Annotated in this window: 10 protein-coding genes; 7 read left to right on the forward strand and 3 right to left on the reverse strand. The window is 72.6% G+C overall.

Annotated elements, in window-relative coordinates; genetic code table 11:
* The first annotated feature begins 412 nt into the window (after positions 1-412).
* From AB0N14_RS27825 to AB0N14_RS27840, 4 genes are all read left to right on the forward strand, one after another.
* Entirely contained in the window at positions 413-955 is a 543-nt protein-coding gene (locus tag AB0N14_RS27825) for a carbonic anhydrase (protein ID WP_366028448.1), read from the forward strand.
* Between the two features lie 283 nt (positions 956-1,238).
* Positions 1,239-2,267 carry a MoxR family ATPase gene (locus AB0N14_RS27830; RefSeq protein WP_366028449.1) on the forward strand — a complete coding sequence of 343 codons (1,029 nt, stop codon included), beginning with the start codon at positions 1,239-1,241 and terminating at the stop codon, positions 2,265-2,267.
* Positions 2,267-3,625: a DUF58 domain-containing protein gene (locus AB0N14_RS27835; RefSeq protein ID WP_366028450.1), complete on the forward strand. Its 1,359-nt coding sequence runs from the start codon at positions 2,267-2,269 to the stop codon at positions 3,623-3,625. The genes AB0N14_RS27830 and AB0N14_RS27835 overlap by 1 nt, the downstream gene beginning before the upstream one ends.
* Positions 3,622-6,123, forward strand: coding sequence for a DUF3488 and transglutaminase-like domain-containing protein (locus AB0N14_RS27840; RefSeq protein WP_366028451.1), 2,502 nt, complete (start codon positions 3,622-3,624; stop codon positions 6,121-6,123). Before AB0N14_RS27835 ends, AB0N14_RS27840 begins: the two co-directional genes overlap by 4 nt.
* A gap of 315 nt (positions 6,124-6,438) precedes the next feature.
* Here AB0N14_RS27840 and AB0N14_RS27845 read toward each other — a convergent pair whose 3' ends face one another.
* From AB0N14_RS27845 to AB0N14_RS27855, 3 genes are all read right to left on the reverse strand, one after another.
* The gene (locus tag AB0N14_RS27845) at positions 6,439-6,822 is read right to left on the reverse strand and encodes a DUF3040 domain-containing protein (RefSeq protein ID WP_366028453.1); all 384 of its coding nucleotides are present in this window, start codon (positions 6,820-6,822) and stop codon (positions 6,439-6,441) included.
* 277 nt (positions 6,823-7,099) lie between these two features.
* Entirely contained in the window at positions 7,100-7,870 is a 771-nt protein-coding gene (locus AB0N14_RS27850; protein ID WP_366028454.1) for a methyltransferase, read from the reverse strand.
* Between the two features lie 148 nt (positions 7,871-8,018).
* Positions 8,019-8,558, reverse strand: coding sequence for an SAV_6107 family HEPN domain-containing protein (locus AB0N14_RS27855; RefSeq protein WP_366028455.1), 540 nt, complete (start codon positions 8,556-8,558; stop codon positions 8,019-8,021).
* A 221-nt stretch (positions 8,559-8,779) separates the two neighbouring features.
* On the opposite strand from AB0N14_RS27855, the gene AB0N14_RS27860 reads away from it, so the two are divergent.
* The 3 genes from AB0N14_RS27860 to AB0N14_RS27870 are packed head-to-tail and all read left to right on the forward strand — an operon-like array spanning position 8,780 to position 12,319.
* Complete coding sequence (locus tag AB0N14_RS27860; protein ID WP_366028456.1) at positions 8,780-9,586, forward strand: ATP-binding cassette domain-containing protein; 807 nt, start codon at positions 8,780-8,782, stop codon at positions 9,584-9,586.
* Positions 9,558-11,642, forward strand: coding sequence for a YhgE/Pip domain-containing protein (locus AB0N14_RS27865; protein WP_366028457.1), 2,085 nt, complete (start codon positions 9,558-9,560; stop codon positions 11,640-11,642). Before AB0N14_RS27860 ends, AB0N14_RS27865 begins: the two co-directional genes overlap by 29 nt.
* Before the next feature lie 44 nt (positions 11,643-11,686).
* Complete coding sequence (locus AB0N14_RS27870; RefSeq protein ID WP_200416949.1) at positions 11,687-12,319, forward strand: TetR/AcrR family transcriptional regulator; 633 nt, start codon at positions 11,687-11,689, stop codon at positions 12,317-12,319.
* Positions 12,320-12,756 lie beyond the last annotated feature (437 nt).

Consider the following 12,756-nt stretch of genomic DNA (forward strand, 5'->3'; position numbering starts at 1 on the left):
CCTCTCAGATCCGGCGCGGCCCGCATCGCACCGCCAGGTCCCCGCCCGCTCACAAGGCGGCCTGCCGGCGCCGGAAGCGTCAGCCGACCGGGAGCGGGAGGAGGCCGAGCCGTACGTACGCGCCGCGCACGCGGGGAGTCATCGGCGTCCGCCGACGTCTCCGGGGTGAACAGTGGCGGGGAGAGCGTCTCGCCTCCCGCTTCGCGTCACTTTAGTGCACCCTGTCTCGCGGTCAATCAACGGGCCTGCGTGTGGCGCCACCGGCCCGGCACGGCGGGAGGATTCGAAAGGACTCACCCATCCGATGGATGTTTCCCGTCGCGTGTGGGTTACCTCACAACATGCCGCGGTGGCGTTTTTTGTCCCCACCCACAGCGGGCCGAGATCGCCGATGCCCAGTAATGTCATGGGTATGACGACTTCCGCATCCGTACCCGCCGGTCCCGAAGGCGCCATAGTGGGCCCCGTCACCGATCGCCTCGTCGAGGCCAACCAGCGCTACGCCACCGCGTTCACCGATCCCGGGATGGACGCCCGTCCCGTGCTCGGCGTCGCCGTCGTGGCCTGCATGGACGCGCGCCTCGACCTGCATGCCGCGCTCGGCCTGAAGCTGGGCGACTGTCACACCATCCGCAACGCGGGCGGCGTGGTCACCGACGACGTGATCCGCTCCCTCACCATCAGCCAGCGGGCGCTCGGCACCCGCAGCGTCGTGCTCATCCACCACACGGGCTGCGGCCTGGAGTCGCTGACCGAGGAGTTCCGGCACGAGCTGGAGATGGAGGTCGGCCAGCGGCCCTCCTGGGCGGTCGAGGCGTTCCGCGACGTCGACCAGGACGTGCGGCAGTCGATGCAGCGGGTGCGCACCTCGCCGTTCCTGGTGCACACGGACGACGTGCGCGGTTTCGTGTTCGACGTGAAGACGGGCCGACTGCGGGAGATCGATCCGGCGTAACGGCACGTTCCGGGCTCCCACCCCGTACTCCACCCGCCGTCAGCGGGCCACCGGGAAAAGTCCATTCGGACAAAGATCCCGGCCTTGGTGCACCAAAAAGCCCGTAAGGCCGACATATCGCGGCCAGTTATCCACAGGCGAGTGACACGAATCGGTAACGGCGGCAAGATTGCGGGTTGTGGCGTCACGCGGAACTTCTCACGCGTGGTGTCCGTGTTTCGGGGTGGGCCGGTCCGCACAGCAGAGCGTCGGCCCGGAGAAAGAACGGGCCGAGGAGGGCCGGGTGACGACCTATGACGATCGAGCGAGCCTCACTGATCTGACCGCCACTGTGGAGCGCGTCCGCAGATCGGTGGAAGGAGTGATCGAGGGCAAGCCCGAGGTCGTACGGCTTTCGCTGACCGTGCTGCTCGCCGAGGGGCACCTTCTGATCGAGGACGTCCCCGGCGTGGGCAAGACCATGCTCGCCAAGGCACTGGCCCGGTCCATCGACTGCTCGGTGCGGCGCATCCAGTTCACGCCCGACCTGCTGCCCTCGGACATCACGGGCGTGTCCATCTGGGACCAGCAGCGGCGGGACTTCGAGTTCAAGCCGGGCGCCATCTTCGCCCAGATCGTGATCGGCGACGAGATCAACCGCGCCTCGCCCAAGACCCAGTCCGCGCTCCTGGAGTCGATGGAGGAACGGCAGGTCACCATCGACGGCCAGACGTACGAACTGCCCAGTCCGTTCATGGTGGTCGCCACCCAGAACCCGGTGGAGATGGAGGGCACCTATCCGCTGCCCGAGGCCCAGCGCGACCGCTTCATGGCCCGTGTCTCCATCGGCTACCCCAGCCCCGAGGCCGAACTGCAGATGCTCGACATCCACGGCGGCGTCAGCCCCCTGGGCGACCTCCAGCCGGTGGCACACGCGCACGAGATCGTGAAGCTGGTGGAGGCCGTCCGCGGTGTCCACGTCGCCGAGACGGTCCGGCGCTACGCGGTGGACCTGGTCGCCGCCACCCGCACGCACCCCGACCTCAGACTCGGGGCCTCGCCGCGCGCCACGCTGCACCTGCTGCGCGCGGCGAAGGCCTCCGCCGCCCTGGCCGGCCGGGAGTACGCGCTGCCGGACGACGTGCAGGCGCTCGCCGTTGCGGTCCTCGCCCACCGGCTGCTGCCCACCGCCCAGGCCCAGCTCAACCGCCGTACGGCGGAACAGGTCGTGCAGGAGATCCTGCAGAGCACCCCCGTGCCCGCCGGGCCCCAGCAGCAGTCCGGCCTCACCATGGGTCGCGGCTTCGGCCAGCAGCCGCCCCGGAGCCTGTGATGACCCACGGGGGGACGGCGCGCACCGCCGAGGAGGACCGGGGCGGGCTGCGCACCGCGCTCGCCGGGCTGACCACGCGCGGCCGGTCCTTCCTGGCCGCCGGTGTGACCGCCACGATCTGCGCCAACGTCCTCGGCCAGAGCGACCTGCTGCGGGTGGGCATCCTGCTCGCGGTACTGCCCCTGGCGTGCGCGACCGTGCTGTACCGCACGCGTTACCGGGTCGCGGGCAGCCGCCGTCTGTCCCCCTCTCGGGTGCCCGCGGGGTCCGAGGCGCGGGTCCATCTGCGGATGGACAACGTCTCGCGCCTGCCCACCGGGCTGCTGATGCTCCAGGACCGGGTGCCCTACGTCCTCGGGCCGCGCCCCCGGTTCGTCCTGGACCGGGTGGAGGCGGGCGGCCGCCGCGAGGTGTCCTACCGCGTGCGCTCGGACCTGCGCGGCCGGTACCCGCTGGGCCCGCTCCAGCTGCGGCTGACCGACCCCTTCGGGATGTGCGAGCTGACCCGCTCCTTCTCCACGTACGACACCCTGACGGTCGTCCCGCGTGTGGAGCCGCTGCCCCCCGTCAGGTTCGCGGGTGAGGCGCAGGGGTACGGCGACGGCCGGCAGCGCTCGCTGGCGCTGGCCGGCGAGGACGACGTGATCCCGCGCGGGTACCGGTACGGCGACGACCTGCGCCGGGTGCACTGGCGCTCCACCGCGCGCTACGGCGAGCTGATGGTGCGCCGGGAGGAGCAGCCGCAGCGGGCCCGGTGCACGGTGCTGCTCGACACCCGGACGGTCGCCTTCCAGGGCGCGGGCCCGGACTCGGCCTTCGAGTGGGCGGTGACGGGCGCGGCGTCCGCGCTGGTGCACATGCTCGAACGGGGCTTCTCCGTGCGGCTGTTGACCGACACGGGCAGTTCGGTGCCCGGTGAGGGCGCGGACGGGTTCGCGGGTGCGAGCCAGGAGTCCGCGGACGCGGCCGGGCTGATGATGGACACGCTCGCCGTGATCGACCACTCGGACGGCGCGGGTCTCTCGCGCGCCTACGACGTGCTGCGCGGCGGGAACGAGGGGCTGCTGGTGGCGTTCTTCGGCGATCTCGACGAGGAGCAGACCGCGATGGCCGCCAAGATGAGCGGGCGCAGCGGCGGGGCGCTCGCGTTCGTGCTGGACAGCGACGCCTGGGGACGCGAGCCGACCGGTGTGCCGGGCCCGGGCGACCGGAGCGGGGAGCGGCTGCGGCTGCTGCGCGAGGCGGGCTGGACCGCCGTGCCGGTGCCCCGGGGTGTGTCCCTGACGGAGCTGTGGCGCGAGGCCGACCGGCAGCGCACGGGCGTGGGCGCCCTGAGCGGCACGGAGGGAAGGCCATGAGCGGGCGGGCGCGTCTGGCACTGTGTGCCGCGGCGGCGACGCTGATGACGTCGTGCGCCCTGCTGCCACTGGTGAGCCCGGCGACCTGGCTGTTCCAGGCGGCGATGCTGGTGGCGTTGGTGACCGGAGTGGGCGCGGCGACCCGACGGGTGCCGCTGGCGCGTCCGCTGACCCTCGCCTGCCAGGTGGTGGTGGCCCTGCTGCTGCTCACGCTGGTCTTCGCCCGGCAGCAGGCCCTCGCCGGGTTCGTCCCCGGCCCCGACGCCTTCCACCACTTCGGGGAGCTGCTGCAGTCGGGCAGGGACGACGTCGGGCGGTACACGAGCCCGGCGCCGCTGACGCCCGGGATTCGGCTGATGGTGGTCGGCGGAGTGCTGCTGATCGGGCTGCTGGTGGACGCGCTGGCGGTGACGTTCCGCGCGGTGGCCCCGGCCGGACTGCCGCTGCTCGCGCTGTACGCGGTGGCGACGGCCCTGTCGCACGGCGGAGCCGACTGGGTGTGGTTCCTGGTGGCCGCGGGCGGTTATCTGATGCTGCTGCTGGCCGAGGGCCGGTACCGGCTGTCCCAGTGGGGACGGGTCTTCACAGGCGCCCCGGGCGCGGGGGGCGGGGACTCCGGGGGCGCGGTGGCTCCCGTGCGCACCGGGCGGCGGATCGGCGCGGTGGCGCTGGGCATCGCCCTGGTGGTGCCGCTGGCCCTGCCCTCGCTGCGGGGCGGACTGCTGGACGGCACGGGGGCCGGGGTGGGCGCGGGGCTCGGCGACGGCAATACGATCTCCGCGGTCAACCCGCTGGTGTCGCTGCGCGACAGCCTGAACGTGGACCAGGACCGCCAGGTCATGGCGTACCGCACCAACACGGACGACACCCAGGACATGTATCTGCGGATCGTCGCCCTGGACGACTTCGACGGCACCACCTGGAAGCCCGCCCAGCGGCACATCACCTCCGTACCGGACTCGTTCCCGACGCCGACCGGACTCGCGGGCAGCGTGCGGCGGACCGAGATCGAGACGCGGATCTCGGCGGCGGACTGGTACGCGCAGGACTGGCTGCCGATGCCGTACCCGGCGACGAGCGTGAAGATCAAGGGCAGCTGGCGGTACGAGCCCGTGGGCCGCACGCTCGTCGGCGACCATGGGCAGAACACGCGGGGCGTGCAGTACGACATCAAGAGCCTGATCGTGCAACCGACGGCGGAGCAGCTGGCGAAGGCGCCTGAGCCGCCGGCGTCGCTGAAGCGCGAGTTCACGAAGGTGCCGTCCTCGGTGCCCGCCGTGGTGGCGCAGACGGCCCGCAGGGTGACGGCCGGGTCGTCGAACCACTACGAGCAGGCGGTCAAGCTCCAGGACTACTTCGCGGTCGACGGCGGCTTCACCTACAACACGCAGGTGCAGGTCGGCACCGGACCGAACGCGATCGCCCGGTTCCTGAAGGACAAGCAGGGCTTCTGCGTGCACTTCTCCTTCGCGATGGCCGCGATGGCGCGGACGCTGGGGATACCGGCGCGGGTCGCGGTGGGCTTCACCCCGGGGTCGCCGCAGGCGGACGGTTCGATGTCGGTGGGGCTGCGGGACGCGCACGCGTGGCCGGAGCTGTACTTCGAGGGCGTGGGCTGGACCCGTTTCGAGCCGACCCCGAACCGGGGCTCGACCCCGTCCTACACGCAGTCGAACACGCAGACCGGGCAGATCCCGGTGGTGCCGCGGCCGTCGCTGTCGTCGTCGACGGCGCCGTCCACCGCGCCGTCGACGAGCGAGAGCTGCTCGGCGGCCCTGCGGAAGATCGAGGGGTGCCCGAGCCAGTCCTCGCAGGTCGCTGCGGGCTCCGGGGACGACGGGCCGCCGTGGTACCGGGTGCTGTTCTGGGCGCTGCTGGGTCTGGTGCTGGTGGCGGTGCCGCTGACGCCGATGCTGTGGCGGATCAGGAGCAGGTCGGTGCGGCTGGCCTCCGCGCAGCACGCTCCGTCCGCGCTGCCGCTCGCCCGCAGCCGCCGCGGGGATCGCGGCGGTAAGCGGTATGCGGACGAGATGGGGATGACGGTGCTGCCCGGTGAGACCGCCCCGAGCCGGGCGACGGAGGTGGCCGTGGGGCACACCCTGGCCGTCTGGCGGGAGCTCACGGACACGGCGTGGGACTACGGCATCGCGCCGGACGACGCGCTGACCCCGCGAAAGGCGGCCGAGCGGATCGTGCGGCTGGGTCGGCTGGACCCCGAGACGGCCGGGGCCGTACACCGGGTGGCGGGCGCGGTGGAGCAGGTGCTGTACGCGCCGGAGCCGCGGTCCGAGACGGGCCTGGTGGACGACGTGCGCAAGCTGCGAGCGTCCCTGCGCTCCACGGCCGGCCGCCGCACCCGCCTTCGCGCGATAGTGGCCCCTCCCTCGGCGATGCGCGCGGTATGGGCGGCGGCGGACCGCTGGGCCGACCTGAGGACGCGCTGGGCGACCCGCTGGACGGCCCTGGTGCGCCGCCCGTCGGACCAGCGAGGGGGCTGACACGAGGTGCCGCCCGCCCTGGCGACGGTGCGGGCGGCAACGGGCACTGCGCTCGGCGTCGATGGCCTGGTACGGCTCCCCCACTGCCTCAACGGCCTGAGGGCACCCCGGCGGCGGCGTCGGTGGCACGAGGTATCCGGGCCTGCCGGCGCTACCGGCCCTCCGCTGCAAGCCCCGTGCCGCCCGTCTCCCCGCCCGTGCGGGGGCGGCGGGCGGCGGCCGGCACGGGCTGCGGCGGCCCGCCAGGGCGCGTACGGGTACGGGTACAGCAACAGGGGCGACCTTGCGGTCACCCCTGTTGCGTCACGTCTGCGGTTACTGGCCCTGTTCGTCCCGTCGGCGCTGCCAGCGTTGTTCGATGCGGTCCATCATGGAACGTCGCGGGCGCACCTGTCGGCGGACGCCCGGCGCTGCCTGCTCACCCGGCTTGGGAACCTTGCGCCAACCGGTCACCACGAGCACCGCACAGCCCAGCATGACGAGGAATCCCACCACGCTGATCCAGATCTGCTTCGCGACCATTCCGGCCATGAGGAGCGCGATACCCACGAGGAAGCCCGCGACCGCCTGGTAGACCCGCCGCCGGGTGTACGTACGCAGCCCGCTTCCCTCAAGCGCCGACGCGAACTTGGGATCTTCGGCGTACAGCGCTCGCTCCATCTGCTCGAGCATGCGCTGCTCGTGCTCCGAGAGCGGCACGGAGTCCTCCTCATCGTGCAGTCGCCGGGGCGACCGGGGGTCCCCTTCAGGATAGGCAGGGAATCGCCCCCTTGAAACCCGCCCCTCTACGCCAATTGGCCAACCGGAATCCGCCATGCCCGTCCCGGCTCACTGAGATCTTCATTCCCCAGCGGCCGACCCGTCATGCCGGTCGGTCTCCTTCGATCATACGGCGCGGACCGCCCGATCGGAGGGCCTGTGGCCTACTCCATCCGCCGCCAAGCCGCTGATCAGCGGGGCGCCATGAACAGGCCGCTCAGGACTCGGCGGCCGCCCTGGTCTCACCCAGCACGTGCAGCTGCGTCGCCACCGAGTGGAACGCCGGGGACTCGGCCGCAGCGGCCTCCAGCTTGAGCAGCGCCTCCAGCGCGCCCGCCTCGGTGTCCACCAGCACCCCGGGCACCAGGTCCGCGAAGACCCGCACGCCGTGCACCGCGCCCACGCTCAGGCCCGCGTCCTCCACGAGCGCGGTGAGCTGCTCGGCGGTGAAGCGGTGCGGTACGGGGTCGCCCTCGCCCCAGCGGCCGTTCGGGTCCTGAAGCGCCTGCCTGGCCTCCTTGAAGTGCCCGGCGAGGGCCCGCGCGAGCACCGCGCCGCCGAGGCCCGCGGCGAGCAGGCTGAGGACACCGTCGGGGCGCAGGGCCGCGACGGCGTTGCGGACGCCCTCGGCGGGGTCGTCGACGTACTCCAGGACGCCGTGGCACAGCACCACGTCGTAGCCGCCGCGCTCGACCACGTCGAACAGGCCGTGCGCGTCGCCCTGCACGCCCTGCACCCGGTCGGCGACACCGGCCTCGGCGGCCCGGCGCTCCAGCGCGAACAGCGCGTTCGGGCTGGGGTCGACGACGGTGACGCGGTGGCCGAGGCGGGCGACGGGCACGGCGAAGTTGCCGCTGCCGCCACCGGTGTCGAGGACGTCCAGCACGTCCCGCCCCGTGGCCTTGACCCGGCGGTCGAGGGCGTCCTTCAGGACCTCCCAGACCACGGCGGTACGGAGAGACGCGCGGGGGCGAGTGGGGTCCGACACGGCAGTTGACTCCTCGGCGCGGCACCGCCTGGTGTTCGGCGGAGCGATCGGACGGCCTTCCGACCCCCGTTACCAGGGCGAAAGACTTCAGGCGCCTCCACCCTATTGCCTCCGGCCCCCGCCCCGGACCCCTCACCCACCCGGATCCTCACCCCGCGTCCGGCATCTCCCGCTCCGCCTCCTGGCGCGGCTGCGGGAGCACCGGCTGGAGCACCAGCATCCGCTCGACCAGGCGCAGGAACATCGCCACGTCCCGTATCAGGTCGTCCGCGTCCCGAGTGCCGGCCGCGCCCCGGATGCCGGCCTCGGCGCGGGCGCGACGGGCGGCGCCGGAGGCGAACAGCGCGCTCCACTCGGTGAGTTCGGGCGCGATCTCGGGGAGCACTTCCCAGGCGCTGCGGATCTTCGCGCGGCGTCGCGCGGTCGGCTCCGGACGCCCGCGCGCGGCGAGCACGGCGGCGGCGGTGCGCAGGGCCGCCAGATGGGCCGTCGCGTACCGCTCGTTCGGCGTTTCGAGGAGGGTGGCCTCCTCCAGTGCGGCGCGGGCCTGCGCCAGCAGGTCGAGGGCGGCGGGCGGGGCCGTGGCCCGGCGCAGCACGGGGTGCACGTCGCTCGCCGGGCCGGTCGGTGAGGGGGCAGGGCCGGTGGCGCGGCGCCGGCGTGCGGCGGCTGCGTGGTGACTGGCCATGACGAACCTCCTGTCGTCTGTGTGACGGCACGCCCTGATACGGGCTGCCGTATGTGCCCATCGTGGGGTATGGCACTGACAATCCGTTCTGACCTGCTCTTTTGCTTCGCTCAAAGGTTCGGAGTAGTTTTTGCACTGACCAGTCAGTTCAAAACCCGGCGCCCGGGGTCCTGTGACCGGACCCCGGGATGGGTGCCCCACCCAGGGGAACGAGGGGGGACATGGACATGCAGGAGACGGCGGCCGGGGTCGCCGTCAGTGCCGCCGACTTCGGGCTGAAGGGACCGCGCGGCTGGGCCTTCCGGGGCGTCGGCCTCGAGGCGGAGCCCGGCTCGCTCATCGCCGTCGAGGGCCCCTCGGGCTCCGGCCGCACCTGCCTGCTGCTCGCGCTGACCGGACGGATGAGGCCGAGCGAGGGACGGGCCGCGGTCGGCGGACACCGGCTGCCCAAGGAGATGTCCGCCGTGCGCCGGATCAGCGCGCTCGCGCACGTACCCGGCGTCACCGACCTCGACCCGGCCTTGACCGTCGGCGAGCACTTGCGCGAACGCGCCCTGCTGGAAAGCAGGTTCGGGGACTCCCTGCGGGCGCTGCTGCGGCCCAGGAGCGATCGGGCGGCCGAGGCGGCACGCCGGATCGACACCGCCCTCGCCACCGCCGGACTCGACCCGGAACAGCTGCCCAAGGGCCGCCGGACCGCCGTACGCGACGTGGAGCGGCTGGCGGCCCTGCGGCTGTCCGTGGCGCTGGCCCTGATCGGCCGGCCCCGCCTGCTCGCCGTCGACGACGCCGACCTGAAGCTGTCCCCCGCCGAACGGGCCGAGGCGTGGGGCCTGTTGAGGTCGCTGACCGAGGACGGGACGACCGTCCTCGCGGTGTGCACCGAGGCCCCCGAGGACGCCGTCGTGGTGTCGACGGCACCCGGCGCGCGGCACGCGCCCGAGGAGACCACGCCCGACGAGCCGACCGAAGACGGCGACGACGACAAGGAGACGGCGGATGCGCTCGCCGAAACTGGCCGCGCTTGAGCTCAGGCGGTTCGGCAGGGGAAAGCTGCCGCGTGCGGCGCTGGTCGCGCTCCTGCTGCTGCCGCTGCTGTACGGCGCCCTGTACCTGTGGTCGTTCTGGGACCCGTACGGGAGGCTGGACCGCATCCCCGTGGCGCTCGTCGACGACGACAAGGGCACGACCGTGGCCGGCCGGAGGCTCACCGCGGGTGACGACCTCGTCAAGGGCCTGCTCAAGAGCGACACCTTCGAATGGCACCGGGTCGGCGCCTCCGAAGCCAGGAAGGGCGTCGAGGACGGCACCTACTACCTTTCGCTGACCATGCCGTCCGACTTCAGCGCCAAGATCGCCTCCAGCTCCGGAAGTTCCCCCGGGACCGGCGCCCTTCAGGTGCGGACGAACGACGCCAACAACTACATCGTCGGGCAGATCTCCAAGACGGTGTTCGCCGAGGTGCGCGCGGCCGCCTCCACCAAGACGTCGCGGTCGTTCCTCGACCGGATCTTCATCTCGTTCTCGGACATCCACGGGGCCACCGTCAAAGCCGCCGACGGCGCCGACCAGCTGACGGGCGGGATCGGCAAGGCGGAGAAGGGCTCCAAGGACCTGGCCGACGGCTTGAAGGAGGCCAAGAGCGGCAGCGGAAAACTGTCGAGCGGCCTGACGAAGCTCGACCAGGGCGCGGGCGCCCTCCAGGACGGTGCCCAGCAGGTCGCGGACGGCACCCAGGCGCTCGCCGACCGTGTGCACGGCGCGGCCGACCAGGTGCGGCCCTTCCTGAAGAAGGACGGACGGCAGATCGCCGACACCGCGACCCTGGTGGCCGACTCGGCGGGCGTCATCAGCGAGCACCTCGACGCCTTCGTCACCACGGCCCCCGTCGCCGAGAAGGGCACGCGTGAAGCGTCCGAGACGCTGGACGCGGTGTACGAGAGGCGCTGTGTGAGCCAGGTCCTGCCCGACCCCGCGTGCGCGGACCTGAAGAAGGCGAAGGACGCCGCGGCGGACGCGGCGCGGCTCGCCGAGGACGTGAACACCGTGGTGCGGGACTACCACGGCGACATGACCGCCATGCGGAAGGACCTGAAGACCCTCCAGGAGCAGGCCCGGGCCCTGGCGAAGGCGGCACCGCACCTGTCCGACGACCTCGACGACGCGGTCTCCAAGGCGGACGCGCTCAACAACGGCGCCGCCGAGGTCGCCAAGGGCGCCCGGACCCTGCACACCGGCCTGGGCACCGCCCGGGCCGGGGCGGCCGACCTGGACTCGGGCATCGGCAAGCTGGAGACGGGCGCGATCGATCTGAACGGCGGCATGTACAAGCTCGCCGACGGCTCCGGGAAGCTCGCCGGCGGACTGCACGACGGCGCGGGCAAGATCCCCGACTACGACAAGCAGGACCGCGACCGGCGCACCCAGGTCATGGCGGACCCGGTGCAACTCGCCTCCCGGGACCTGCACCACGCGCCCAACTACGGCACCGGTTTCGGCCCGTACTTCATCCCGCTGTCCCTGTGGGTGGGCGCGATGGTGGCGTACATGCTGATCCCGCCGATGAACCGGCGCGCGCTCGCGGCGGGCGCCTCCGCCTGGCGGATCGCGCTGGCGGGCTGGCTGCCGGTGGCCGCCGTGGGCGTGCTGCAGACGGCCGCCCTGATGGCCGTGCTGCACTGGGCGATCGGCCTGGAGATGACGCGCGCGGCGGGGACGATCGGGTTCCTGTTCCTGGTGGCGGCGTGCTTCGCGGCGCTCGTCCAGTGGCTGAACGCGCGCTTCGGGGCGGCGGGCCGGATCCTCGTCCTCGCCCTGCTGATGCTCCAGCTGACGTCCGCGGGCGGCACCTACCCCGTGCAGACCTCCCCGGGCTTCTTCAACGCCATCCACCCCTTCCTGCCGATGAGTTACGTCGTCGAAGCGCTGCGGAGGCTCATCACGGGCGGCGGCCTCGGTCCCGTGTGGCAGGCGTGCGCCGTGCTGACGGCGTTCACCGCGGGCGCCCTCGCGCTGACCGCCCTGTCGGCCCGGCGCAGGCAGGTGTGGACGCTCGGCCGGCTGCACCCGGAGCTGAACCTGTGAGGTCCGCGCCATCCCACCGGGCCGTTCCTGTGAGAATCAGGGCCATGGAACGCAGCAGCGCCGCTACGTCGGGCGGCTCGAGCCGCCGTGAGGCGACCCGGCAGAAGCTCTACGAGGCGGCCGTCACCCTGATCGCGGAGCAGGGCTTCTCCGCGACCACCGTCGACGAGATCGCCGAGCGGGCCGGGGTCGCGAAGGGCACGGTCTACTACAACTTCGCGAGCAAGTCCGTCCTCTTCGAGGAGTTGCTGCGGCACGGTGTGGGGCTCCTCACCGCCTCCCTCAGGGACGCGGCCGAGCAGAGCGACCGGGCGGGCGGGACCAAGGTGGACGCCCTGGACGCCATGATCCGCGCCGGGCTGGCCTTCATCGCCCGCTACCCGTCCTTCACCCAGCTGTACGTGGCCGAGCTGTGGCGCACCAACCGGGCCTGGCAGTCCACGCTCATGGTGGTCCGGCAGCAGGTCGTCGCGGCCATCGAGGACGTGCTGCGCGCGGGCGTGGAAAGCGGCGAGTTCAGCGACGAGATCGACGTCCCGCTGACGGCGGCGGCGCTGGTCGGGATGGTGCTGGTGGCGGCGCTCGACTGGCAGTCGTTCCAGCCGGAGCGCTCCCTGGACGACGTCCACGCGGCGCTGTCGCGGCTGATCCAGGGGCGCGTGAGCGGCGGCCGGTAGGGCGCATGGACGGCCGGTAGAGCACCTGGACGGCTGGTGGCCCCCGGCAGACGAAAGCGCCGGTCCGTGCGACCGCGCCCTTGGCGGGCCGTCTCGAACCGGCGCTCCGTCGTGCCCCCGTGACCCCCCTTCGGTCCTTCCCCCGGGTCTCCCCCTGCCTCGCTTCCGCCGGAGGAGTGCCGGAGGAAGGAGCGGTCAAGGGCAAGCACCGTTCCGCCGCCCCGTGTCGGCGGTGCCGGAGCCGTGCCCTTTTACGTGCCTCCACTGTCTCGTCCGCGCAGGCCTGACCCCATCCGCGCAGCTACTCATCTCTTCGGCCAGGTACGGATACTCAGGCCCTAATACTCCAGCCGGAGATGTGATCTTTATGGCTGCTGGGTGGCTTGGCGTTGGTAGTGGCTGCGGCGGGCTCGGGCCTGGTGGCGTCGGCGCCAGAG

It is taken from the genome of Streptomyces sp. NPDC051104 (assembly GCF_040682835.1).
GTDB classification, from domain to species: Bacteria; Actinomycetota; Actinomycetes; order Streptomycetales; family Streptomycetaceae; genus Streptomyces; species Streptomyces cynarae.

Excerpts from the sequence above, each read along its gene's own strand:
- AB0N14_RS27855 (WP_366028455.1), bottom strand. The coding sequence starts at position 8,558 with ATGGCCAGTCACCACGCAGCCGCCGCACGCCGGCGCCGCGCCACCGGC.
- AB0N14_RS27870 (WP_200416949.1), top strand. The coding sequence starts at position 11,687 with ATGGAACGCAGCAGCGCCGCTACGTCGGGCGGCTCGAGCCGCCGTGAG.
- AB0N14_RS27860 (WP_366028456.1), top strand. The coding sequence starts at position 8,780 with ATGGACATGCAGGAGACGGCGGCCGGGGTCGCCGTCAGTGCCGCCGAC.
- AB0N14_RS27865 (WP_366028457.1), top strand. The coding sequence starts at position 9,558 with ATGCGCTCGCCGAAACTGGCCGCGCTTGAGCTCAGGCGGTTCGGCAGG.
- AB0N14_RS27840 (WP_366028451.1), top strand. The coding sequence starts at position 3,622 with ATGAGCGGGCGGGCGCGTCTGGCACTGTGTGCCGCGGCGGCGACGCTG.
- AB0N14_RS27825 (WP_366028448.1), top strand. The coding sequence starts at position 413 with ATGACGACTTCCGCATCCGTACCCGCCGGTCCCGAAGGCGCCATAGTG.
- AB0N14_RS27835 (WP_366028450.1), top strand. The coding sequence starts at position 2,267 with ATGACCCACGGGGGGACGGCGCGCACCGCCGAGGAGGACCGGGGCGGG.